The sequence below is a fragment of the Paraburkholderia sp. MM5477-R1 genome (genome assembly GCF_050436385.1).
In the GTDB taxonomy this organism is placed as follows: Bacteria; Pseudomonadota; Gammaproteobacteria; order Burkholderiales; family Burkholderiaceae; genus Paraburkholderia; species Paraburkholderia tuberum.
In genome coordinates, this window is the sequence record NZ_JBNDMC010000010.1 from 849,872 (window position 1) to 872,185 (window position 22,314).

At 58.5% G+C, this 22,314-nt stretch carries 20 protein-coding genes and 1 pseudogene; 8 read left to right on the forward strand and 13 right to left on the reverse strand.

Going from position 1 to position 22,314, the window contains the following annotated elements:
- The first annotated feature begins 387 nt into the window (after positions 1 to 387).
- The 5 genes from OKW35_RS47730 (at position 388) to otnI (ending at position 5,408) form a co-directional block, all read left to right on the forward strand.
- Positions 388 to 1,305 (forward strand): NAD(P)-dependent oxidoreductase, encoded by a 918-nt coding sequence (locus OKW35_RS47730; RefSeq protein ID WP_429555744.1) that lies wholly within the window; start codon positions 388 to 390, stop codon positions 1,303 to 1,305.
- On the forward strand, positions 1,302 to 2,183 hold the full coding sequence (locus tag OKW35_RS47735; protein ID WP_429555745.1) for an NAD(P)-binding domain-containing protein: 882 nt from the start codon (positions 1,302 to 1,304) through the stop codon (positions 2,181 to 2,183). The genes OKW35_RS47730 and OKW35_RS47735 overlap by 4 nt, the downstream gene beginning before the upstream one ends.
- A 467-nt stretch (positions 2,184 to 2,650) precedes the next feature.
- Positions 2,651 to 3,943 (forward strand): 3-oxo-tetronate kinase, encoded by a 1,293-nt coding sequence (gene otnK, locus OKW35_RS47740; RefSeq protein ID WP_429555746.1) that lies wholly within the window; start codon positions 2,651 to 2,653, stop codon positions 3,941 to 3,943.
- Positions 3,943 to 4,584, forward strand: a complete 642-nt coding sequence (locus tag OKW35_RS47745) for an aldolase (protein ID WP_429555747.1) — start codon at positions 3,943 to 3,945, stop codon at positions 4,582 to 4,584. The genes otnK and OKW35_RS47745 overlap by 1 nt, the downstream gene beginning before the upstream one ends.
- A 35-nt stretch (positions 4,585 to 4,619) precedes the next feature.
- A complete protein-coding gene (otnI, locus tag OKW35_RS47750) occupies positions 4,620 to 5,408 on the forward strand; it encodes a 2-oxo-tetronate isomerase (protein WP_429470933.1) in 789 nt (262 codons plus the stop codon).
- A 260-nt stretch (positions 5,409 to 5,668) separates the two neighbouring features.
- Here the strand turns inward: otnI and OKW35_RS47755 are convergent, their stop codons facing one another.
- Positions 5,669 to 7,108 (reverse strand): aldehyde dehydrogenase family protein, encoded by a 1,440-nt coding sequence (locus tag OKW35_RS47755; protein ID WP_429555748.1) that lies wholly within the window; start codon positions 7,106 to 7,108, stop codon positions 5,669 to 5,671.
- Between the two features lie 145 nt (positions 7,109 to 7,253).
- Between OKW35_RS47755 and OKW35_RS47760 the strand changes: the two genes are divergently transcribed.
- Together OKW35_RS47760 and OKW35_RS47765 are read left to right on the forward strand one after the other, a co-directional pair.
- On the forward strand, positions 7,254 to 7,577 hold the full coding sequence (locus tag OKW35_RS47760; RefSeq protein ID WP_429555749.1) for a hypothetical protein: 324 nt from the start codon (positions 7,254 to 7,256) through the stop codon (positions 7,575 to 7,577).
- 363 nt (positions 7,578 to 7,940) lie between these two features.
- Positions 7,941 to 8,870: a LysR substrate-binding domain-containing protein gene (locus OKW35_RS47765; RefSeq protein ID WP_429555750.1), complete on the forward strand. Its 930-nt coding sequence runs from the start codon at positions 7,941 to 7,943 to the stop codon at positions 8,868 to 8,870.
- A gap of 118 nt (positions 8,871 to 8,988) precedes the next feature.
- Here the strand turns inward: OKW35_RS47765 and OKW35_RS47770 are convergent, their stop codons facing one another.
- The 9 genes and pseudogenes from OKW35_RS47770 to OKW35_RS47810 form a co-directional block, all read right to left on the reverse strand.
- Positions 8,989 to 9,954, reverse strand: a complete 966-nt coding sequence (locus OKW35_RS47770; protein ID WP_429555751.1) for a 2-hydroxyacid dehydrogenase — start codon at positions 9,952 to 9,954, stop codon at positions 8,989 to 8,991.
- A gap of 166 nt (positions 9,955 to 10,120) precedes the next feature.
- Positions 10,121 to 10,918 carry an HpcH/HpaI aldolase family protein gene (locus tag OKW35_RS47775; protein ID WP_429555752.1) on the reverse strand — a complete coding sequence of 266 codons (798 nt, stop codon included), beginning with the start codon at positions 10,916 to 10,918 and terminating at the stop codon, positions 10,121 to 10,123.
- Positions 10,919 to 11,138: 220 nt separating this feature from the next.
- Entirely contained in the window at positions 11,139 to 11,798 is a 660-nt protein-coding gene (locus tag OKW35_RS47780) for an aspartate/glutamate racemase family protein (protein ID WP_429555753.1), read from the reverse strand.
- Between the two features lie 89 nt (positions 11,799 to 11,887).
- On the reverse strand, positions 11,888 to 12,730 hold the full coding sequence (locus OKW35_RS47785) for a hypothetical protein (protein ID WP_429555754.1): 843 nt from the start codon (positions 12,728 to 12,730) through the stop codon (positions 11,888 to 11,890).
- Between the two features lie 270 nt (positions 12,731 to 13,000).
- Positions 13,001 to 14,383, reverse strand: coding sequence for an MmgE/PrpD family protein (locus OKW35_RS47790; protein WP_429555755.1), 1,383 nt, complete (start codon positions 14,381 to 14,383; stop codon positions 13,001 to 13,003).
- Between the two features lie 510 nt (positions 14,384 to 14,893).
- Positions 14,894 to 15,058 carry an aldehyde dehydrogenase family protein gene (locus tag OKW35_RS47795; protein ID WP_167368868.1) on the reverse strand — a complete coding sequence of 55 codons (165 nt, stop codon included), beginning with the start codon at positions 15,056 to 15,058 and terminating at the stop codon, positions 14,894 to 14,896.
- 130 nt (positions 15,059 to 15,188) lie between these two features.
- Positions 15,189 to 16,211, reverse strand: coding sequence for a zinc-dependent alcohol dehydrogenase family protein (locus tag OKW35_RS47800; RefSeq protein ID WP_429555756.1), 1,023 nt, complete (start codon positions 16,209 to 16,211; stop codon positions 15,189 to 15,191).
- A 140-nt stretch (positions 16,212 to 16,351) separates the two neighbouring features.
- Positions 16,352 to 17,644 carry an MFS transporter gene (locus OKW35_RS47805; protein WP_429555757.1) on the reverse strand — a complete coding sequence of 431 codons (1,293 nt, stop codon included), beginning with the start codon at positions 17,642 to 17,644 and terminating at the stop codon, positions 16,352 to 16,354.
- Positions 17,645 to 18,249: 605 nt separating this feature from the next.
- Positions 18,250 to 18,687 (reverse strand): annotated as a pseudogene (locus tag OKW35_RS47810) (IS110 family transposase); the annotation flags it as partial.
- Positions 18,688 to 19,187: 500 nt separating this feature from the next.
- Here OKW35_RS47810 and OKW35_RS47815 point away from each other — a divergent pair.
- On the forward strand, positions 19,188 to 19,703 hold the full coding sequence (locus OKW35_RS47815) for a substrate-binding domain-containing protein (RefSeq protein WP_429555758.1): 516 nt from the start codon (positions 19,188 to 19,190) through the stop codon (positions 19,701 to 19,703).
- A gap of 54 nt (positions 19,704 to 19,757) precedes the next feature.
- Here the strand turns inward: OKW35_RS47815 and tnpC are convergent, their stop codons facing one another.
- From tnpC to OKW35_RS47830, 3 genes are read right to left on the reverse strand one after another with little or no spacing between them, the layout of a single operon-like run.
- On the reverse strand, positions 19,758 to 21,338 hold the full coding sequence (tnpC, locus tag OKW35_RS47820; RefSeq protein WP_429555759.1) for an IS66 family transposase: 1,581 nt from the start codon (positions 21,336 to 21,338) through the stop codon (positions 19,758 to 19,760).
- A 30-nt stretch (positions 21,339 to 21,368) separates the two neighbouring features.
- A complete protein-coding gene (tnpB, locus tag OKW35_RS47825) occupies positions 21,369 to 21,725 on the reverse strand; it encodes an IS66 family insertion sequence element accessory protein TnpB (RefSeq protein ID WP_090812353.1) in 357 nt (118 codons plus the stop codon).
- Positions 21,701 to 22,294 carry a transposase gene (locus OKW35_RS47830; RefSeq protein ID WP_429555760.1) on the reverse strand — a complete coding sequence of 198 codons (594 nt, stop codon included), beginning with the start codon at positions 22,292 to 22,294 and terminating at the stop codon, positions 21,701 to 21,703. The genes tnpB and OKW35_RS47830 overlap by 25 nt, the downstream gene beginning before the upstream one ends.
- Between the last annotated feature and the right edge of the window lie 20 nt (positions 22,295 to 22,314).

Here is a 22,314-nt window from a genome sequence, read left to right on the forward strand (position 1 = left end):
GGCTAACGTCTGAGAGCCGACCATCATCGATGAACCGTTCCGTCTCCAGGTTGGCCCGCAGTTCTGCGGGCTTTTTTCTGCCCCCTGTATGGCACCTGTCCGACGCGTTATATGGCAACTATGCCTCCCGTCACGCCCGGAACAGCGACAAGTTGCAACGGGCGCCAGACTCCTGCCGCTGCGCTCACGCGACTCGGACGCCTTTAGAAGGCGGCGCCAATCTCGACAAAGGGCCCTGCACGCTGCCCTGGTAAGTGCGGCTTACCGGTATGCGGAGAAAATGCGACTCGACGTACACCGCTGCAAAGCGCACGATAGCGTAACGTCGCTTTTTGGTGCGACAGTCCGCCGAGGACAGCATCGGCAGTAGTAGCAAGGAGCAGATACATGCGAGTCGGGTATATCGGGTTGGGCGCCATGGGTGGCGCGCTTGCCCGTCATCTGATCGGCAAGTTTCCATTGAGCGTGTTCGACCTGAATGAAAAGGCTGTGGATGCCTTCGTCGAACTCGGCGCGACAGCGGCGGTGACACCTGCGGAACTCGCGCGTAACAGCGACGTGGTGTTGCTTTGTCTGCCCAGAAGCTCGGACGTTGAAGCGGTACTCTTCGGCCCGAACGGTGTGGCGCAGGGGCTTTCTTCCGGCAAGATCGTCGTCGACCAAACTAGCGGCGTTCCAGCGGAGACGAGGGGGTTCGCCCGACGGCTTGAAGAGATGGGCGTTCCACTGTTTGATGCTCCTGTCTCCGGGGCGATGGCCACGGCAATTGCCGGGACCATCTCAATCATTGCATCCGGTCCCCAGGAAGCTTTTCAGAGGGCGTTGCCGGTCTTGCAGTCGATCAGTCCGAACGTCTTCCATTGCGGAGAACGGGTCGGTAACGGTCAGACGATGAAGACCGTGAACAACATGATGAATGTCAGCTGCCGTCTTGCAACACTTGAAGTTGTCGCGATGGGACGGAAATTCGGTCTTCCCCTCGAAGTTATGACGGAGGCGATTAACGCCACGACGGCACGAAATTACACCTCCCAAGGCATGTTGCCCGCTATCGCCCAAGGTCGCCAGTCCACTAAGTTCTGGCTCGCGCTCCAGGTCAAAGACATCCATCAAGCAATCGGATTGGCCGCAGAGCAGCGGGTCCCGATGCCGATCGGGGGCGTGGCGCGGTCGATCCTGCAGATCGGATTGAATTCGCTAGGTAAGGACGCGCAACTCGAGCAAATGATTGGCGTCATCGAGTCGATGGCCGACACAAAGTTTGTCGATGCGGCGACAAACGCAGAGTTCCGGGAGGCAAAATGACTACGATTGGACTGGCAGGAAGCGGTGAGACCGCCTCGTTTGTAGCTCGCCAATTGGCGAAATCGCACTCTGTTCGCATTCTCGACACCGACAACGGCTCTCTGCATTGCGATGGCGCAGAACAGGTAAATAACGCTACCAGTCTGGCTAAAGGCGCGGACATCATCGTCCTGTGTTCAGGCTCCGATGAGGTGCGAGAGGCGATGCTTCGAAGGCCGGATTGGCTCGAGGCAGGGACCGCAGACAAACGAATCCTTATCGACATGGGCCAAGGCGATCCGGACGATACCAGGTCGCTTGCCAAGCAGTTGAGTGAAGTCGGAATCACTCTCGTCGATGCGCCTCTACACACGGAAGACACCGCAGCAGTTTCGGAGGCATCGGCCATCTTCTTCGGAGGGTCGGCAACCGTCCTCGACTCGGTGCGAAGCATTCTTGAAGCGGTCTGCCCGAAAGTCATCCCCTGCGGCGACGCAGGTAGCGGTCACGCCATGCGCCTGGTCGTTGCGGCAATTGCTGCATGTAACCGTCTCATTACCTATGAATGCGCTGCGATGGGTGCCAGGAACGGGCTCACGATTGCTGACATGGCGATTGTATTGAACAAGAGTTCCGGTTACAACAGCGCGTCCGCACGGGTTCTTCCGGCTCTCGCAGCGAACGAGCGAACGGCCAATGTCACCCTGGGCAGCTGGGCAAACGACCTGACGAAGGCATCGGTGGTAGCTATGCGTTATGGAGCACCGATGCTCATCGCAACAATGGCGCGCTCCACCCTGGATGCTGCTTCGAACCGGCTTGGCGAGTCGGTCACTGTCGATAGACTGGCCGAGATCTGGGAGATTGATTCGGGTTTGCCGGCACCGGGTGCGGGTTAATGATGCAGTCGACATCGGCAACCTAGTAGAGAAAACCGGCTGCGCGCACGCTCCGAACCTGGCGCGGTCACACAGATTGTGCCACCGGCTCCTGTGCCAACGAGACACTTTAAGACGCCGCCGCAACCGTCCGGTAGCACTACACCTCTGAATTTGTTATCCGAACGAGAACATCGCGTGGCAAACGAGACGGATCGTGCCAAAGCTGCCTGCGAACCCTATCTCGAACTCTCACGCCGTCAAAGCCGGCGTGCGAGCCTTCCCGCGTGCTGTGCGAATCGGACGTACGCGCTCGAGCGAAACGCAGGGCGCATGCTTCAGCTAGCTCGCGGTCACGAAACGATTGCTGCTGTCAGTAGCGGCGCATCAGCTATTCGTGATGGAAGCTCGCCGCTGGCCACGGCGGCCGGCGCAGCTGTGCGGTCTATAAATTTTTCCGGGAATAAGGTCCCGAAGGGAGCGAAGTAATGGCGCAGGCACTCCTCGGCTGCATTGCAGACGATTTCACCGGCGCGACCGATCTCGCCAACATGCTCGTGCGCGGCGGCATGCGCACGGTTCAGACCATCGGCGTGCCCGCTGCGGGCACGTCCATCGACGCCGATGCGCTCGTCGTCGCGCTGAAGTCACGCACGATTCCCGCCGATGACGCTGTGCGCCAGTCGCTGAAGGCGCTTGAATGGCTACGTGCGCAGGGCTGCCGCCAGTTCTTCTTCAAGTATTGCTCGACGTTCGATTCCACGGACAAAGGCAACATCGGCCCGGTCGCGGATGCGCTGCTCGACGCCTTATCTTCCAGACGCGAGGACGATTTCGCAATCGCCTGCCCTGCGTTTCCCGAGAACGGCCGTACGATCTTTCGCGGCAACCTGTTCGTCGGCGACGTGCTGCTGAACAAATCGGGCATGGAGAACCATCCGCTCACGCCAATGACCGATCCCAACCTCGTGAGCGTGCTGCAGCGTCAGACGAAATCGAAGGTCGGCTTGATCCGCTACGACACCATCGCCAAGGGCGCCGATGCAATCCGCGCACGCATCGAGGAATTGAAGGAAGGTGGCGTACGGCTTGCCATCGCCGACGCCATGTCCGACGCCGATCTGTACACGCTGGGTAAAGCGTGCCGCGATCTCACGCTGGTCACAGGCGGCTCGGGCATCGCGCTCGGTCTGCCGCAGAACTTCCACTCGGCGGATCTGCTCGTGTACGCGGGACACGCCGACGACCTGCCGAAAATCGAGGGCAAGGCGGTCGTGCTTGCGGGCAGCGCGTCCAAGGCCACCAACGCACAGGTGGCAGAGTGGCGCGCCTCAAGGCCGAGCTTCCGCATCGACCCGATTGCGTTGTCTCGCGACGAACCGGTCGTCGAGAACGCCGTTGAATTCGCGCGCAGCCACGATCGAACCGTGCTGATTTACGCCACGTCGTCGCCCGACGAGGTGAAGGCAGTGCAGAAGGAACTGGGCGCTGAGAAAGCGGGACACCTCGTGGAGGACGCACTCGCCTCTATCGCACGCAACCTGCGCGATGTCGGCGTGCGCAAATTCGTCGTCGCTGGCGGCGAGACGTCAGGCGCCGTCGTGCAGGCGCTCAATGTGCGCTCGCTGCGCATCGGGCCGCAGATAGACCCCGGCGTACCGGCGACGCAATCTATCGGCGCCGAGGACGGATTTCCGCTTGGACTGGCGCTGAAGTCCGGCAATTTCGGAACGGTCGATTTCTTCGCCAAGGCGCTGAAGGCGCTTAACGGGGGGAAGTAATGGCGTCGCACGAAAGCCGAATCCGCGAGGAGATTTGTGTCAGTGGCAAGAACCTTTACGAGCGCCGGTATACGGTCGGCAGCGCGGGCAACATCAGCGCGCGGCTCAACGACGGCTGGCTCATCACGCCGACCGACGCGTGCCTGGGCCGTCTCGACCCGAATGACATAGCGAAGGTCGACCTGCCGGGCAACCACGTGTCGGGCGGACGCCCGTCAAAGACGCTTGCGCTGCACCGGCGCATCTACGAGAACGACCCGGATGCGCACGGCGTCGTGCATACCCATTCGACGCATCTCGTCGCGCTGACGCTTGCTGGCGCGTGGAAGAGCAGCGACGTGCTGCCGCCTATCACGCCGTACTACGTGATGAAGGTCGGCCATGTGCCGCTGATCCGCTATCGCCGACCGGGCGATCCCGCCGTCGCGGAGGAAGTGGCGGCACTGGCGTCGAAGGTGCGCGCCGTGCTGCTGGAACGGCTCGGACCGGTAGTGTGGGAAAAGACGGTATCGCAGGCGAGCTATGCGCTGGAAGAACTCGAAGAGACGGCGCAACTCTATCTCTCGACGATGCCGAGGCCCGAGCCTTTGCCGGACGAGGCGATAGATGACTTACGCAAGACATTCGGCGCGCGCTGGTAAGCACGCGGCAGAACGCCTCAAAGGAGAAAATGGTCATGCCACGCTTTGCCGCCAATCTGACGATGATGTACACGGCACACCCGTTCTTGGACCGCTTTGCCGCCGCTGCAAAAGACGGCTTCAAAGCGGTCGAATTCCTGTTTCCGTACGACTTTGCAGCCAAAGACATCAAAGAACGACTGACCGACAACGGGTTGGTCCAAGCGCTTTTCAACGCCCCGCCCGGCGATTGGGCAGCGGGCGAGCGTGGCATCGCCTCTCTGCCAGGCCGCGAGGAAGAATTCAGGCAAAGCGTGCAAAAGGCGCTCGAGTACGCCGCTATCCTGGGCAACAACAAGTTGCACGTGATGGCCGGCCTCATCGCGCCCGACCAATCAAGGGACGCGCATCGCGCCGTCTATCTGAGAAACCTCGAATACGCTGCCAAGAAAGCGCAAGGCGCGGGCATCACCGTCGTGATAGAACCAATCAACACCCGCGATATTCCCGGGTTCTTCCTGAACCGTCAGGACGACGCCCAGACCATCTGCGATGAAATCGGCGCGCCGAATCTGAAGGTGCAGTTTGATATCTACCACTGCCAGGTTGTTGAAGGCGATGTCGCAGTCAAGCTGAAGCGCGACATGAAGCGCCCGAACGCGGGCATCGGACACATTCAGATTGCAGGCGTGCCGGAGCGGCACGAGCCTGATATCGGCGAGCTGAACTATCCGTATCTGTTCGACCTGATTGATTCGCTCGGTTACGACGGCTGGATCGGCTGCGAATATCGGCCGAAGGCGGCCACGTCCGAAGGGCTCGACTGGCTCAAGCCGTACCTGTAACGCACGTAGCCAGCCGCATGAACAGCCGGATTCAGGGGCGGTTTGCGCGTCGCCCCCGAGACGGCACGAAATTTCCGAAGTGGACCTAACGCATGCAACACAAACACGTTGGGCAAAGTTGGTGCTAGACCGGTCGCGCTCACAAGCAGTGCGACGGAGCCACGGGCGGCGAAATACCGCGTGTTTCAGCACAGGGCGACAGCCTGGATGAACAGCCGGCCCGCTCAACGGTAAGCAGCTTAGCCGGCTGGAAACGCAAATCACCCCGCAGTCGCTTTCTCTTCATCAAAGCCAATCATCGCCTTCGTCTCCAGGTATTCCTCCAAGCCGAAGACACCCATCTCGCGCCCATTTCCCGAGCGCTTGTAACCGCCCATCGGCGCCTCGGTGTTGCTCACAGCACCGTTCAGGAAGACACGGCCTGCCTGAAGCTGGGAACCCACAGATACGCCTCGTTCCCGGTCCGACGAGAAGACATATGCGCCCAGGCCGTAAGGCGTTCCATTTGCAATTTCAATGGCTTCTTCCTCGGTGCGATACGGAATAACGGCGAGCACTGGACCGAAAATCTCTTCCTGTGCGATGCGCATGTTCGGCGTCACGTTAGAGAAGATGGTCGGCTTGACGAAGTAGCCACGCTCCAGTCCTTGCGGTCGACCGACGCCGCCAACGCGGACGGTGGCACCCTCTCCAATGCCGATCTCAATGTATTCCTGCACTCGGTCGAACTGCAGCTTGTTGACCACGGGGCCCATGGTCACCTGCGCGTCGAGCGGGTTCCCCACTTTGACCGCCTTCGCTTCCTGCTCGAGCAATGCCAACACTTCTTCGACCTGGCTCTCATGTACCAGGATCCGCGTCGGCGCGTGGCAAGATTGACCGCTGTTCGAAAAAGCGCGAGCCACGTTCCATTTCGCTGCGGCCTTGAGGTCCGCGTCATCAAGAATCACGTTCGCGGACTTCCCGCCCAACTCCTGAGCAACGCGCTTGACCGACGGAGCTGCCGCCTCAGCGATCAACACACCGGCTCTCGTCGAACCGGTGAACGAGACCATATCGATGTCCATATGCTTGCTGATCGCATTGCCCACAATTGGACCGTCACCCAGCACCAGGTTGAAGACACCCTTGGGCACGCCCGCGTCATGAAGCACCTCTGTGAGGTGAATCGCACTGAGGGGCGTGAATTCGCTCGGCTTCAGGACCACCGTGCAACCGGCCGCCAGTGCATAAGCGAGCTTGGTTGCAAGAAGCTGAAGCGGCCAGTTCCACGCAGTGATGAGTCCGCAAACACCGATCGGCTCGCGACGAACAGTGTTGGGTCCGAGGCGGTACTCGAACTCGTATTCCCTGAGGGTGGCCAACGCCTGCTTGAAGGATCCAAGCGCTGCGGGGACATGAATCTTCTGCGAGACAGGTGTGCCTAGTTCGAGCGTTACGACTTCTGCGAGCTCGTTTTCACGGCTAACGAAGCGGTCAATTATCCGTTCCAGCAAATCGATGCGCTCTGCCCGCGACGTTTTGCTGAAAGACTTGAAGGCAGCCCGTGCAGCCTTTACAGCCAGGTCGACGTCGTCGGCTCCTGACAGCGCAACGGTCGCGAACGGCTCCTCGGTAGCCGGGTTGACCAACGTCCAATCCTTGCGACTAAGAGGAGAAACCCATTCTCCGTTTATGTAACACTTTTCGTACGATCGCATGTCAGTCTCCTGTTAATTCAATCGGTCCATATTTCGCTCAACGCTTCTATTTGACCGAAAACAAAATCTGTTTGCCGCCGCGGGTCCGAGCGGATCGCGCGTTCGACGTCTTTCTCACGGGTACTGACGAGGGCTGTCACGGTTCATGCGCGCCATCAAACCTGCTCAGTCGCCCCGTGCGCCCGCGCCGCTGCGCAACCGTCGACGGGGTCTACTGTGCCTCTTCCGATTGATTGAGCGCGCTATTCGCGCTCAAAACGCCCAGATTCATCGCAGGCCGCCTGCGCTCGGGTGGAAAGACACACCAGCTGCCGTCATCGTGGCGAAAGAAGATGAGCGCTATGAGGGACTCGGCCGACGCACCTTCGACACGCACAAACCTGCATTGCTCGCCGCGACCATGGCTAAACTGCGTAACGCGTATGCCGTCGGTCGCTCCAATCCATTTATCAACAAGGGTGCGCAATGATCTTCCTGAAAGGCTCACTGATGTCTCCCGCGCTACGAGTTACAACCGCTTGATAGGCGCCGCCCTATCCGGTCGAGAATTCGTGAATATACTTACAACGCTGCCGTCCGTTGAACGAAGCCGGCCCGGGACGCGAACAGAAAACATTTTCGGTTTCCCTGAAGGATCCAGTTTCGTGTCCAGCATCGGTAGCGACGATGATACAAGTTTGAAATCGCACCGCCGTTGGGTCAAGTCAGCTATTATGGTGAATTGGTAAGCGGCGCTAACCGACGATACAATGATAGACAAATTAGCGTCGGAATACGCTATAGGCCGGACAGCTTACGCGTTCGGCAGCTGTTGAGAGGAGACACCCGAAGGATGGAACTTCGACATCTTCGCTACTTCATCGCTGCGGCGGAGGAAGAGCATTTCGGCCGTGCGGCTGTGCGTCTGCACATCACGCGCCCGGCGATATCGCAGATCATCGCCGATCTCGAAGGAGAGCTCGGAACACTGCTTTTTGAACGGGTCTCGCATACAGTCAAGCTGACGGCCGCTGGACGCACGCTGCTACCTCAACTCGTACGCGTTATGGACGATTTGAACGAAGCGATAGTCCTTACCAAACGCGTCGGACACGGCATGACCGGAACACTCCGAATCGGCTATGGTTCTCTGACTTTGATGCATTCAATCTTCCGGGCGGCGGTCAAACAGTTCCGCGAGACCTACCCAGAAGTCAGCCTTTCACTCGTTGAAATGTCGACCTCGCTACAGCCGAAAGCTCTCGCTGAGGGAAAGATTGATGCCGGCTTCATGCACCTGGGACCAAGTCCGCATCCAGGAAAGCGGCGCACCGAAATCAACATGGAGCGCGAAGGCATCGTTCTGGATTCGATATGCATTCAAACGGGCAATCTGGGTGTCGCTGTTCCGAACGATCACCGATTGGCGCACAGGAAATCAGTCACGCTGGAAGATCTGGCCGGCGAATGGTTTGTCGTGGTGCCCAAGTCCAGCAGCAGTCTCAGCTACGGACAGCTTTATTCCTTCTGTCAGGCAGCGGGATTTGAGCCGAATATCGTGCAAGAGGTCAGCACCATCGCGTCCCAGCTCAACCTCATCTCGGTTGGCATGGGCATCGGACTCGCAGTCATGGGCAAGAACTTCGCATATCCGAGGGATTTGACGATTGTCCCGCTGACAAATCTCAACTATTCGACCCAGTTCATCTTCGGGTGGCTAAGCAGACAGAACGACCCTCTCCTCGACAAGATGATAGACATCGTAAAGAACCTGTCGAAGTAGACCGACTGACGGACCTCCGGGGGTCGGATGACGTCTTAGAGGCAGCAACTTTTTGCTGCTGCGCCGATGTTCGCCGGGACGGGCAAATACCTGCCTGACCCGGCGCACGTTTGGTGCGTCAGCGCTTCAATACTTCCGGGTTCACCATATTCGCTTTCAAGGTGCCGTTCAGCGCACCGATAAGATTTTCCGCAGCATTTCTGTTCATCGCATGCCGGGTTTCGTGTGTCGCTGAACCAATGTGAGGCAACGTCACGACGTTGTCCATCTTCAGCAGCGGTGAATCAACCGACAGTGGCTCGTCCACGTACACATCAAGTCCAGCGCCCGCGATCGTGCCGTCTTTCAGCGCCTCGACGAGCGCCGGTTCGTCGACGATCGGTCCACGCGACGCATTGATGAGGAATGCGCTGCGTTTCATCGCCTTCAGTTGGGGCGTGCTGATCAGGTTTCGCGTCTCTTTGGTCAACGGCGCTTGCAGCAGAACGAAATCGGACGATTCGAGGAGTTCGTCCACGCCGACCTTCTTCGCTCCATACTCGCGCTCGGCGCGCTCGTTGACGCCTTGATCGACGTACAGAACGTTCATCTGAAAGCCCAAAGAAGCGCGTCGAGCCACCGATGTTCCGATACGGCCGAGTCCGACAATGCCCAGCGTCTTATGGTGCACGTCCACGCCAAACAGGTCCTCACCGATCTTCTTCGTCCACTTGCCGGCCTTCACATAGGCCGCGAGTTCCGCAAGGCGCCGCGCCGTAAGAAGAACCAGCGAAAATGCCGTATCGGCGGTGGATTCGGTGAGAACATCCGGGGTATTGGTCAGCAGGATCCCACGTCCATTCAAATAATTGACGTCGAAGGCATCGAAGCCAACCGATACGGTCGAGAGCACCTTGAGACGGGGGGCACCATCGAGAGTTTCGGCGTTCATCTTTACGCCGGTTCCGATCGCCCCATCCGCGTCTTTGAGCGCTTCAATCAGCACGCCCGGCTGCTTCGGGTCGACGATCGTGACTTCTGCGTGAGAGCGCAGGTACTCAATCGTTTCCTCGGGCAGCGGCTTGTAAACTACGACTTTCTTCATTTGAAATATCCTCAAAATGTGGCAGCGCTGCAGGTTGCGCGACCAACGAAAACGCATGCGTGCGCTCGTAGACAGACTCGATCTAAAGGGCACGAGACGCGGCCGGAACCACTTGCAAGCACGACCGCTCGCCGGCCTTCCGTCTCGCGGCCGTGAGGATCGGCGCTCAGAGGTCGCGCATCACCGCTGCCTTGGCGCTCGCTCCGCTCACCAGGAACGAAATGTCCGTGCCGGTGGAGACGTATCGAGCACCCATTTCAACGAACTCGGCGACGAGTTTCGGATGGGCATTGAGACCGCCGACACCGAGATGCTTGCCATACTTACGGCAGGCAGCCATGCCTTTCGCGTACGCGTCGCGGACCATCTCGTGCTCAAACTGACCTGGGATGCCCAGCGATGCGCACAGATCACTGGTCCCGATGAAAAGAAGGTCGACGCCGTCAATCGCGGCAATCTCGTCGACTGCGGCAAGCGCCTCCTTCGTCTCGATCATGATGACAACCATGGTCGCCGCATTCACGGCTTCGCCGACTTCGGAAGTCGGGAAGGAACGGAAACCCATATGCGGCAGCACACCACCATGCGAGCGTTCGCCCAACGGCGGGAATTTCGCCGCACGGACGACATGCTTCGCTTGCTCAGCAGACTCAACATGCGGCGCAATCACGCCGAGCGCGCCACCGTCCAGGATCCGGCCAATGACGTCCGAAGCGAGATTCGGCAACCGAACAAACGGTGCGATGCCCGCGTTCATCGCCGCCATGCAAATTTGACTGGCGGTCTCGATCGACAGGGAGCTGTGCTCCAGGTCGATGTAAAACGTATCGAACCCTGCCGTCTTTGCGATGGTGACAATCTCGGCCGTTCTGACCAATCTAACGGTCATGGAAAGAGCTACTTCATCGCGCGCCAGCTTTTCCTTAACGACGTTGCGAACCAAATCCCGCGGGGCTACTTTCATTTCGTCTCCTCATTCTCTGACACAAAAAAAAATCGACTACAAAACCAGTTCGCACTTAATGGAGCGGAGAACTGCATCAAACGCTCGATATCCGCCGTCGGCTTTCAGTGTGCCCGATAACACCAACTGCGTCCGATCAGAACTCCAGCCATTTGAAACGTAGGACTGGCTCTAAACCAGATACGAATCGACTACTTCCGAGTATCTTCCGTGCTCGCAATTAACGCGCTTTACCGAGCGCACGTTTCAGAGCTGCAACTCCGCTGCGTGGGCTGGCAAGCACCGGAACCCGTACGCCCTTCAATAACGGAACGAGTCGCGCCATCGAAACTTGAGCCAGAACGACTACGTCGACCTGCTCTGCCAGGTTCGAGATAGTGCTCTTGACGATCTCATCGTGTTGCGCGGCGTTTCCGCTGAGCAAAGCCTCGAAGGCGCCCTCCGCAATCCGCTCGGTGACCTCCACCGTGCGGCCGAGCTCTACCGCCTTTTGTTTAATCAGCCGAACAGTGGGTTCGAGCGTCGTCGAGACAGTTGCCACGACACCCACGCGACGACCGATCGAACTTGCCTCTTCTGCCATCGCTTCATCGATCTTCACGATCGGCGTACTGACGAAGTCGCGAACCGAGTCCACAGCTTCACCCACGGAAGAACAGGCGTTCAGGATGATGTCAACGCGCATCGCTTGCGCATTGGCCATGTACGAATGGATCCTGCTCGCAACTTCAGGCGTGAGATGCCCAGCTGCGCGGACATCGTTGAGCAGGCTATCGTCCATGATGTTGATAACACGCGCATCAGGAATTTGCTCGCTGATTTGCTCTTTAATCGGCTGGACCGTGACCGGTCCAGTATGAATCACCGCAATCGTAGTCATAGCTTTCGACTCTGGTTAGAAGGGAGGATATTGGCGACAACACGAGTTTCTGTTGAGCGTGCGGCCCAGCCGCGCGCCCTAAATCGGCATCAGAACTTCGGAAGCACCAGACGGAAGAACTCGGTCTCCTCCTCCGCTTTGAGCGGCACCGGACCTTCGTTCGCCTCGAATTCGAATGCACTGTGAAGGCCGTAAGCGTTGCCTTCGAAGTCGATCTTCCCCTTGCTCAGGAAAAGCAGTTCAATCGACGACTGCATCCCGGCGGGGAACGACGCTCCGGCTTCAATCTTCACGAAGCCGATCCGTGTGTTGCGTTCCGTGAACGAGCCGAGCCATTTTGAAAAAACTCCCGGCGTATCTTCGGGAATCCAGGCGTAGTTGGCCGGGTTCATAAGTATGAGATCAGCGTAGCGAGGCTTGGCGTATTCCAGCTTGCGCCCCATCACTGCTTCGAAACAAGCCTCGAAGCCGTCCTGGTTATGTTTCTTGCCCGACTCGTCGTACCAGGTGAAGATGCCATCCTTGAATTCACCTTTGCTCTTCAGTGCCTGGTTTGCCGCCTCACGCTCTTCCACGCTTGCGAAGCCGTAGCCGGCCGCACCACCAAACTGGCAGACCATCATCTCCAGCCCTTCGGGGCGGTCTTGCGGTCCGTAGTACACGCTCTCGGGGAAGTAGCCGACCCAACCTTCGGGCATGCTCTTTCCTTCCCCGTAGGGAAAGCTGCCTTTGATCACGTAGCGAACCTGATCAAAATTGTGGCGGTGACTCGGCGCCGTCCAGCCGCCTGCACCCGTGCGACCCACGTTTATGAGGTAATTATTCGGAGAACCGGGCTTGCCCTGCAGAAGAAATTTTTGTTCGAGAACACCTTCTCGCATGTTGCTGCCAATTCTGCCAAAATCCGTCGACGAAGCCTCTGAAACTCGCATCTGACTCTCCTTAGATCACTATCTGTCCGCGCTTTATTGCGAGATGCGCCCACCGGCGCTATATAAAACAATCCATAGGCGAACGTCGTTCGCCATCCTATAGGTTTGGGAAATATATCTTGCGATTTCGTTGACTGATACTTGCATTGAAGCGATCACATCAGCTCACTCGACGAGCGCTTTTCGCAGCGATGCATCACATCTCACGTCACCTTCGCTTTAGTAATCTGCCCACAAGCAGTCGTTCTGCGGGGCAGTCCACCCAATCTCCTAACTAAGTGCTCGAAGTACGTCGGTGGCATCACCGACATTCTCTAATTGCCGCACCAACTCCTGAGCCTTCCTGATGCCGGCCTTGGACCGCGGAACTTTCGCAACGGAAGCGCAACTGACGAACTTCTCGGAGAGCTGTTCCCAGGTAAGCGGCGCCTCGGAGCTACCGGGAACCTTGTCCCCAAGCCGTTCAAACACCCAGCCATCTCGTGTAACGATCTCGATTCGACCGTCGGGCAGCTTGAACGTCCAGTTCTGATCCGGGTCTCGCATTGGCACAACCTTCGCCGCCATTGCCAGCACGTCGGGATCCTTCAGGGCCGTTTCACTGAAATCCGCGATGCCCATCTTTCCCTTGCTAGCGGCGATGCCAACGATGAATGGCAAGCTCATCTTTGCGTCGACAAGCGTGCTTGGCGCGCGGCGAACTTCGAGCGGCGTGCACATGGTGTACGTGAAATCCCCAACGAAGGTTCGGATCGTCTCGATGTCCTTCGCCACGATCCCCTTTTCCTTCATCAACTCGATGGTCGCGTGGATATAGGTATGAGAATTCCCGACTGCCGGCCATGCCTTATACAGCGTCGTGCCTCCCAGGAACCGCTCGCCCAAACCATCAAGCATCTTCTCGCGGTCGTACTTTCCGCCAAAATAGACATTGAAGATCCCGGCCTTTCCTTCGAACAGCGTGTTGATGCCAGTGATACCCTTCTGCGCGAGCAGAGCTGCAATCACGGCACCTTTCGCAGTGAACCCGGCGTACATTCCCCGCAGGTCACTGCCCGTGGCAAAGATGACTTCCATCGTTCCGCACGACTGCTGGCTCGCAATACCGAGCGCGTGAGCAGTCTGCTCGGCGGATAGTTCAAGGATGTAGGCCGCAGATGCCGTTGCGGAAAATGCGCCGACCATCGACGACAGATTCCAGTTCTGGTTCCAGCCAACATTGCAACGCAGCCGCGCAAAGAGGTCCTGGCCAATGGCTACCGCCGTGATGAGCCTGCGCCCCGACACCCCACCCATGCGCTCGGCGATTGCAAAGACGGACGGGACAATTGAACTGGCCGCGTGGGCGCCCCACGGAGTCTGGTCGTCAAAGTCCAGGCAGTGAGCCATGGAGCCGTTAGCGAAAGCTGCTGAGATCGCCGGCAACTTGCCGCCGAAACCGAGGACCGTGCTCTCTTCGGTTCCACCGCTTTGCTGCAGCAACTCGACCAACGCGCGCACTGCCGGCTCCATGCCGCTGGCAGCCAACGTCACGCCCAAGGTATCGAGAATCGTCTTTTTTGCGCCCTCGATAGCGTCTTCGGACAGATCCTCATAGCGAGTATTGGCTACAAACCTAGCAAAGTGATGGCAGAGGTCCACGTCGTCGTTCATAAAGAATTGCTCGGAAAGAATCGATGCAGCAGATATGCTTTAAAGTCGGTGTGCGGCCATCAGTTGGGGTATCGCTCACAGCTAGAAAGAGCCGGAAGTGGGACTGAAAGCGAGCTCTGCTTGCCGGCCTGTTGCCCAGCCTTCCCTCTCCCTGCATCCTTACGTGTTATTAATTTTGCGCGTGGGGCCCGCTTAAGTACAGTTCGTTTTCATCTACAGGATGGTAAGTTTCGCTAACGTACCGCAGCTCAATATCCGGCAAAATGGTCGTCAGAGATTCGGGAAAGACGTACGGTGCGTTGATCTGCCTGGACGTCCCGCTACGCCTCGCAATTGACCCGAGATAGAGCCACGCGACACTACGGTACATTTCCCCGACCGGGACTCGAGCGGGTTTCGTCCAGCCGAAACACCGGCACGCAACCTCGCGCGGCCGTATGTGAGGGCGGCGGGATTCGGCGCATAGACGCCAGTGCGCCAGTTGCAGCGACGTGGCAGCCACTGCAACGCCTATGCAAAGACCAACAATTCAGCGAGTTCGTCAGCTTTCTCGCGCATGCGCTCCGCGACCCTGCGCAAGAGTTTGCTGCGCTCGAAAGCCGAAGTTTTACGCCAGTTATCAAAGCCCGCGCTCGCCGCGGCGAGCGCTCCATGGTCGATCGACCGCCATCGTATTTCATCTGACCTGCAATAAGCTGGCCCAACTTCGGTTAGCGTTTGACCGCTTCTATAGGCGCAGTACTCATGTGTTTCCTTCTATCCTGTTCTTTCAGCAACGACTCCTAGCTTCGGGCGCGGTCACGCACTACATCAAGAACACGCCCTTGCCGCCGCTTTGTTGGTTAAAGGCCTGGTAGGCCTCTTCCGCCTGGTCTAATCGCCAGCGGTCTGTGAACAGCGCGTCCAGGTTAATTCCCCGGTCCACAACGAAGTCGGCACAAGCTCGCTGCCCCTGAATCGACATGGTCCACGATGTCAGGATGCGCAATTGAGTCCGCAAATACTTAGCCAATGAGAAGCTGAATTCGCAGCCGATTCCGACAAGGCACACCGTGCCCCAGGGGCTTACCGAATCGAGAGCATCCCGGTTCGCCGCCGCCGCGCCGGACGTCTCAAGCGCGACGCTTGCGCCTTTACCGCGTGAGATTTCACGAATGGCGTCGGCAACCCGGCCGTCGCGAGGATCGATAACCGCGTCCGCACCAAACGCTTTCGCAGTGTTGCGTCTGCTTTCGTCAATATCGAGTGCAATGACACGGGCTCCTTGCGCCTTTGCGAGAAGCGTGGCGGAAAGACCCACCGGTCCTTGACCGAATACCGCGACGGTGTCTCGGCCCGTGATACCAATCCGCTCAAACGCACCCCATGCGGTTCCTGTTCCGCATGAGATCGCGGCGCCCGCCTCGAAGCTTAGGCGCTCATCGAGCGGGACCAGCGTGTCGGCCGGAACTTTCATATACGGTGCATGTGCGCCGTGGGCGTCCGTGCCGTAGACCGTTATAGTCGTTGTTCTGCACATCTGCGGCCATCCAGAACGGCAGTCCGGACATCCCATACAGCCGCTGTAGTGATGGACCATAACGCGCGCGCCAATGCGGGCGTGAGGTCCGATCGCGCCGGGACCGACGGCAACGACGACACCACATGGCTCATGGCCAGCAATAATTGACGGCGGCGGTGAGCTACCCGGTCGACGGTAAAAATGAAGATCGCTTCCGCACATGCCAGAAGCCTTGATCTCCAGGACAACTTCACCGACGCCCGGCGTCGGGTCGGGGAACGTCACGAGTTCCAATGTGCAGTCACCACGAAAGACAATGCCGCGCATGCTTGATTTCCTCTTCTGAGTTGATCTGCGGGATACGCCACGCAGGCGTCGACCCGGTGTGCACTCATCAAAGGGTACGAGCGCCTCGAGGGGCGCTCGTCATAGGTCATCGCCCACCGAAGCTACATACCGTCCAAAGCCTATCGTCGAGTTGCCGTTTGAGGGAACGCGTCGGACGCCTCAGGCTCCTCCTCTGGTTCAAGAGCTTCCAACGACTGCTGATTGGTCTCGATTCCGGCCACCATGATGAGCAATGCGATAAAGACATACGCGCCCGAGATAGCGCCGACTACGCCCGTAATGCCGAACCAGTTAAAGAGACCGAGCACGACGAAGGGCGACGCAATCAGACCCAGCCGCCCAAACATCTGGGCAACACCGCCCCCACGGAACCGATACTCGGTGGGGAACAGTTCTGGCGTCATTCCCAAGCCAAGCGTCAGGAAAATGGCGACGGCTGACACGAGCAGGAAACCACAAAGAACAATTGCAATCGACGAGGTAAGGAAGGGATAGATGGCACCCAAACACGCGCACGCGGCAGCAAACAGCATGATTGCCGTGCGACGTCCAAGTCGATCAGAGATATATGAGAGAAGCAACGGTCCTGCAATCCAGCCACCCATCATCGCGGCGTTAAAGCCAAGCGAGTGCGTCACGCTCATGCCCTGCTTCACGAAGAACGTTGGCATCCACCCGGTGAGGCTGTACGAACCGAACAAACAAATCACGTTGATCACGATGGCGAGCAACGTGCGCCGGATTACTGGACGGGAAAAAAGCGTTGAGAATGGTACCCAGTGAGGTTCCGTGGCGGGCGTTTGCGGACTGGAAGGCAGCGGCGCAGTGACACCAGCCTCTTTCTCGATGGCCTGGACAACGTCCTCCGCCTCCGCAGTTCGCCCGACGCGCTCCAACCAGCGCGGCGATTCAGGCAGATGACGGCGCATCCACCAGACCCACAGCGTGCCAATGCCCCCAATCACGAACATCGGTCGCCAGCCCAGCCAAGGAATGATGAGCGCCGCAACCACCGACGTGACGAATACGCCGGACCCTCCGATTAGCGCGAGCAAGCCCAGGTAACGCCCCCGATGGGTTGGAGGCACGAATTCGATAATCAGACCGTAGCCCATCACGTATTCGGCCCCCATCCCCAAGCCCATCACGAAGCGAAAGGCGATGAGCCAAGGCATAGATGGAGCGAAGGCGGAGACGAGTGCCATCCCGCCGAAGATCGCCAGATTGAACTGATAGGCAAACCGCCGACCGAAACGGTCGCTCAACCAACCGGCAAGGCCCGCACCGATCGTTAGTCCGACGAACGTGGCGGACATGAAAATCGAATTCAGCTGCAACGTTGACCAACCGCTATGAAGCATCGTCGCAAGCACCGAGCTTGATAAGGTATTGTCAAAGGAATCAAAAAACATACCCAATCCGACTAGCCATAGCACGCGCGTATGGAAAGATCCGACTGGGAGGCGATCGAGCCGCGCGCCGGCATTTACCCTATTATTCATCCGAAGTCCCCTGAAAAAACCATCACACCAATCACTAGCGTCGGTGGTCATCGAGATCTTGCGACGGAGTCGCGATAGCAACCTCCTTTAGCAGGACGCGCGATGCACATCGACGAAAAGATAAGCCGACACCGCTGCCTTCGCGGCGGTCGATGGTCGCATCAGGAATAAGTAGGATCTCGCCAACTGGTGGCGACTGAAGCGACTAACTCTATCCGACGCAGATTGGTGGGATCCACTGGGCCCTATTTGATGCTCCGCTCCGCGGGAACATTCAGATTGTCGGCCGAAAGCGATGTTCGTAGTGCTGTTTGCGGGTCACAGTGGACAGTCGCACACCCTGCAGCATTGCGAAGATTGCGGCGGACTTGTTGGTAGTAGGTCGTCTCCGTACTTGTTCGGCTAATGGCCATCTTATGGATCTAGTTTGCAACGTCGACCCTACCCCGTACAGTCGATTTTTCTTCTTTTGAGGTAAGCTGATCTGACCGAGTCTTTGCCCCTAGCGTCAGCAAATCCTCCTTTGAAATGAGTAAAAACCCTCGCTGTGCCAGACGCGGCATGACGAGGGTTGCGCCTGTGTTCCGGCTACGACCACTGCCTCTTCGCTGAGCCTGAACGACTTGGGCGGCAATGCTTTTGCCCATGCTTAGGACAAGTTGACGCGTCGGTTGGCGACGGTTTTCTCGCCGGTTGCGGCGAACACCGCGGGCGACGTGTCGCGCTCAAGCAGGTCCAGCACGGCTGGATGGTCGAAGCGCGGTCCCAGCACCCGTTCCGATCCCGCATGGATTTGCGTGAGCAGTGCGATTGCTGGTCTGTATGATCTGTGCGGCAAAATCGTCGTCGAAGCCGCACGACATGGCGAGCTCGTCGTGCGGTTCGTCAGCCAGTAGAAGCGCGCGCGGTGTATGCGGCATCGAGCGGGCAGCTTCTGCGATGATGGGTTCGTCAAAGGTTCAGAGCAACTTACCATCGGAGGCAGAAAAACCAACTGGACCTAACATCGGCTGCGGAAATAATCTTACGACAGACGGTGACGCTTCTTCCAAAAAAAGACAGCTAGTTGACCGCTGCTTACTAATACATTGCGCTGAAATAAGTCTGGTCTGACGTCGGAAATTTCATGACTCTCCGGACGATTGTTCTGGATACCCAAGTTCCTTCCCGACAAATTCGAAGACGGCGAGCTAATCGCCGGGAACAGCGGTGCCGTCTTCTTTCAATCAACGGATTCCAGTCGCTTTACGGCGATAGGTCGTCTTTGGGATCATTGATAACTGGTCGCCCGTGTTGGACCGACTTACCAAGATCAGTCACGCACGTGCTCACGAAGACGCTCCGCAGAGATCTGTATGTGCAAGAGAATTCCTCGATCCGACATGCCGGCAACCGGAACGAGATAAGCGATGCCGGCAGTTCAATATAAACAACAATTGTTAGGAGACGTTCCATGCCACCCATCGTTAAGGCGCTTCGTGTTGCCGGATTCGCCAGTGCGTTGTCATTTATGGCGGCCACGGTCGGCGCGAAGGAGATCACTTTTGGCTACGTGGCCGCCGGAATGCAATTTCCGTTCAATGTAGCGGTCGTAAAGGGCTTTCAGGCCGCCGCCAAGGAGGCGGGGGTGAAGACAATTATTCTCGACGGAAAGACAAGCGTTGAGCGGCAAGGCAATGCCATCGACGATCTGATTGCGCAAAAAGTCGACGGCATCGCGGTCCTGCCTATTGACGGCCTGGTTGCACAAGTCTGGGTCGATCGCGTTACCGCCCGTAATATTCCGTTCGTCTCTGTCGCAACGGAGATCGGTGATCCTCAGAAACGGCCGATCAAGGACGTCTACGGCAGCTTCCAAAGTGGAACAGCCATTCGAGCAGCCGTCTTGGCCGGGAAGTTCTCGGCCTTTATAGCTGCCGTTGGGACTGCTGAGCTGACGAAGAACGATCAAGCGTACGCGATCCATTGACGACACCCCTCAGAGTAAGGGCGCGGTTCTCATGAGATGTGGTACAGGGCTCAGTCAGCGGAGATCGATGGGCATCTTCCAGGGCAAGAGCGCGTCGTAGTCGTCGACGGTCTGTGCCAGCGGGAGACGCTGTAACAGCCAGGTGAGATAGCGATACGGATCAATGCTGTTCGCCTTGCAGGTTTCGACCAGTGAGTAGAGATTGGCGCTCGCGTTTGCGCCATCGACGGTGTCAGCAAACAACCAGCCGCGGCGTCCCAGGCAGAACGGGCGAATGGAATTTTCGCAAGGGTTGTTCGATATGGGCCAGTTGCCGTCTTCAACGTAACGGATCAGCTTCGGCCACTGCCCGTGCAGATAGGTCAGCGCCTTGCCGAGCAGACTGTTGGGGACGACGCCAGGCGAGTGCTCAAGCATCAGCTTTTCGATAACATCGAGTACGCACGCGCTGTATCGTCGCCGCAATCGCTGTCGTCGCCCAGCCGTCCACGTCTGGCTTCGCGCTTCGGCCGCGAACAGTTTTCCGATCAGGCTGATGAAGCGTGTCGCGAGCAGATCGGGCGGGCGCGCTGCTTTGGGGACATTGTCTTCCGCCTTCACAAAGTACCGTCTTGCGTGCGTCCAGCATCCGAGGTGCACGAGCTGGTACTGTTCAGCGATGCCGTTGTAGGGTTCGTATCCATCGGTCGTCAGGGCGGCACCTTTACGGACACCGGCAAACAGCCTGTCAGCCAGCCTGGCGCCACGACCAGGCGTATAGGTGAAGCAACGGATGGGGATGCCCGAACCGGTCATCTGCGCCCACAGATAGCTTTTCGTTTGCGGCTTTCGCCCTTGCTCCTTCAGGACCTGGAACGTCGTCTCGTCGCCGTAGATCAGTTCGGCATCGAGCAGCGCATCGCGCATCAGGTTGATGACGGGTTGCGTCGCAAGACCGACGCGGACCATGCTCGCGGCAATCGTGTTCGACGAGATGTCGCCGCCGAAGCGACGCAGCAGACCGGCCAGGCGATAGAGCGGCATGCCGAACTGGTACTTGCCGGTGGCGATCCACGCGAGCGCCGATTCACTCAGCAGCCCACGCGGGATGATACGGGGCGGTGCCGGCGTAACCTTGATGCCGAGATCGCAACATGGGCAGGCGTACTTGATACGCTGATGCTGGGTGACTCGCAACTGCTCGGGAATGACATTGAGCTGCTCACTGATCTCGACGCCGATCTCGACGAGCGCGTGTCCGTCGTGATCGCAGAAGCGCTCTGCCTCAGGGAGTTCGTGTCGCACGACATCACGCGGCAGATTGGGATCGAGAGGCTTGCGGTGGCCGCGCTTCTTGCGCTTGTGGGCCGCGACCTCGGTTCCGGGGGTATCTTCCTGCGCGGGAGTGGCGTTCGCGCCGAGCGCTTCGGCTTCGTTGAACAGGCCGAACTGGTCCGAGGCGCGCGCTTCGCTTTTCGCGCCAAACAGTTCGCGACGGTAAGCGCGCAGTCGTTCCTCGGCGAGATCGCGCTCAGCTGTCACGAGGCGCAGTGCGCTGCGAACCTCCTCATGATCGCGCTGAAGCGAACCATAGGCCTCTCGCATCGCGAGCAGTGCCTTGAGTTCGTCGGCGTCGATGATCACGTTGATCGGCATACCGCTTAGACCGGCAAGCCGGTGACGTGTTCAGCTCACGCGTGCGTAATCTCGACTGGGATGTCGCTGGACTGCGGCAATGTCGATGCCCTCGATAAGCCAGTGCAGCTGCTCGACGCTCAGTGTCGCGACCCGGTTCGCGCTGTCAGGCCACACGAAGCGATCGTTTGCCTCGAGTCTCTTGAGCATGAGCCAGAAACCGTTGCCTTGCCAGCCCAGGATCTTGATGCGATCGCATCTCCGGTTGGTAAACACATAGAGCGAGGAATCCATCGGGTTCAAATGCATGGCCTGCTCCACGAGAATCGACAGGCTGTTCATGCCATACCGGAAGTCGACGGGTTCCCGATGCAGGTAGACCTTCAGGCCTTCGTCGAACCGGAACACGGCATCCTCCCCAGCATCTGGACCACGGTGGTCAGTTCGTCGATGCTCGCCTCGCCGAGATCAAACTCGACGCCGTTGGACAGTCGCACATGCAGTGCGAGCGTCAGCGATGGCGATGGTGACGGTGACGGTGACGGCGACGGCGACGGCGACGGCGACGGCGGTGCGGTTGGCCGTGCTGGTGGTGCTGCAACGACAGGCACGAATGCCGTGGGCGAGGCGACAGGTGGGGAGCGTTTGCGCGAACCTGGGATGTCAATGGGCGCGCCATCAATCACCGCGAGCGTGCCCTCCAGTACGATTTCCTCCGGGGCATGCGGACGTTCCTGTTCGCCGGTAGCATCATCCTGCGATGCCGGCGAGATGCCTTTCTCGCGCTCCAGCAGGTACTTCGTGATCCACTTGCGTAGCAGGTTGGCGTTGATCCCGTGCTCCTGCGCCAGGCGGGCAACCGACACACCAGAACGCAGCGCTTCCTCAACGAGCGCACGCTTGCCTTTATCGTCGTAACGACGGCGACCGTCGCTGCTGCGTCGAACTACTCTTAACTCTGGATCTTTGTCAGCCATAGGTGTCCACCTCCGAATAG

What these genes read in the sequence shown, in the direction of transcription:
- OKW35_RS47805 (WP_429555757.1), bottom strand. Translation starts at nt 17,644, where the DNA reads ATGTTTTTTGATTCCTTTGACAATACCTTATCAAGCTCGGTGCTTGCG.
- OKW35_RS47800 (WP_429555756.1), bottom strand. Translation starts at nt 16,211, where the DNA reads ATGCGCGGCATTGTCTTTCGTGGTGACTGCACATTGGAACTCGTGACG.
- OKW35_RS47780 (WP_429555753.1), bottom strand. Translation starts at nt 11,798, where the DNA reads ATGACTACGATTGCGGTGATTCATACTGGACCGGTCACGGTCCAGCCG.
- OKW35_RS47815 (WP_429555758.1), top strand. Translation starts at nt 19,188, where the DNA reads ATGCCACCCATCGTTAAGGCGCTTCGTGTTGCCGGATTCGCCAGTGCG.
- OKW35_RS47790 (WP_429555755.1), bottom strand. Translation starts at nt 14,383, where the DNA reads ATGAACGACGACGTGGACCTCTGCCATCACTTTGCTAGGTTTGTAGCC.
- OKW35_RS47735 (WP_429555745.1), top strand. Translation starts at nt 1,302, where the DNA reads ATGACTACGATTGGACTGGCAGGAAGCGGTGAGACCGCCTCGTTTGTA.
- tnpC (WP_429555759.1), bottom strand. Translation starts at nt 21,338, where the DNA reads ATGCCGATCAACGTGATCATCGACGCCGACGAACTCAAGGCACTGCTC.
- OKW35_RS47755 (WP_429555748.1), bottom strand. Translation starts at nt 7,108, where the DNA reads ATGCGATCGTACGAAAAGTGTTACATAAACGGAGAATGGGTTTCTCCT.
- OKW35_RS47745 (WP_429555747.1), top strand. Translation starts at nt 3,943, where the DNA reads ATGGCGTCGCACGAAAGCCGAATCCGCGAGGAGATTTGTGTCAGTGGC.
- OKW35_RS47765 (WP_429555750.1), top strand. Translation starts at nt 7,941, where the DNA reads ATGGAACTTCGACATCTTCGCTACTTCATCGCTGCGGCGGAGGAAGAG.
- otnK (WP_429555746.1), top strand. Translation starts at nt 2,651, where the DNA reads ATGGCGCAGGCACTCCTCGGCTGCATTGCAGACGATTTCACCGGCGCG.
- OKW35_RS47785 (WP_429555754.1), bottom strand. Translation starts at nt 12,730, where the DNA reads ATGCGAGTTTCAGAGGCTTCGTCGACGGATTTTGGCAGAATTGGCAGC.
- OKW35_RS47730 (WP_429555744.1), top strand. Translation starts at nt 388, where the DNA reads ATGCGAGTCGGGTATATCGGGTTGGGCGCCATGGGTGGCGCGCTTGCC.
- OKW35_RS47830 (WP_429555760.1), bottom strand. Translation starts at nt 22,294, where the DNA reads ATGGCTGACAAAGATCCAGAGTTAAGAGTAGTTCGACGCAGCAGCGAC.
- OKW35_RS47760 (WP_429555749.1), top strand. Translation starts at nt 7,254, where the DNA reads ATGCGCGCCATCAAACCTGCTCAGTCGCCCCGTGCGCCCGCGCCGCTG.
- otnI (WP_429470933.1), top strand. Translation starts at nt 4,620, where the DNA reads ATGCCACGCTTTGCCGCCAATCTGACGATGATGTACACGGCACACCCG.
- OKW35_RS47770 (WP_429555751.1), bottom strand. Translation starts at nt 9,954, where the DNA reads ATGAAGAAAGTCGTAGTTTACAAGCCGCTGCCCGAGGAAACGATTGAG.
- OKW35_RS47775 (WP_429555752.1), bottom strand. Translation starts at nt 10,918, where the DNA reads ATGAAAGTAGCCCCGCGGGATTTGGTTCGCAACGTCGTTAAGGAAAAG.